The 319-nt window shown below is 39.5% G+C and carries 1 protein-coding gene; it reads left to right on the forward strand.

Annotation, left to right across the window (positions count from 1 at the left end; translation table 11 throughout):
• Nucleotides 1–106: 106 nt before the first annotated feature.
• On the forward strand, nucleotides 107–319 hold a 213-nt coding region (locus tag RMT89_RS41985), incomplete at its 3' end, for an isochorismatase family protein (protein WP_315889016.1).

A 319-nucleotide genomic window follows, 5' to 3' on the forward strand; every position in this document is an offset into this window, starting at 1 on the left:
GATTGATTAGCCACTATTTTCTCGCTTTTTTTTTGTTAGCATCGCTCTAGACTATCTTGGAACGCAAAAGAGCGTCAAAATACTAACAACAAAAGGTGTGATAGTTATGGTTAAGTTATTTAAAGCTGAGCCCTTTGCCCTAGGTTTTAATCCTAAAACAACAGCACTTATTATTATCGATATGCAACGTGACTTCGTTGAACCTGGTGGTTTTGGTGAAGCACTTGGTAATGATGTATCACTAGTGCGTACTGCAATTGAACCATGCATGGCCGTTTTGGAAGCTGCTCGTGAAGCGGGTCTTATGGTTATTCATACT

This window comes from Streptomyces sp. P17, from assembly GCF_032436805.1.
In the GTDB taxonomy this organism is placed as follows: Bacteria; Actinomycetota; Actinomycetes; order Streptomycetales; family Streptomycetaceae; genus Streptomyces.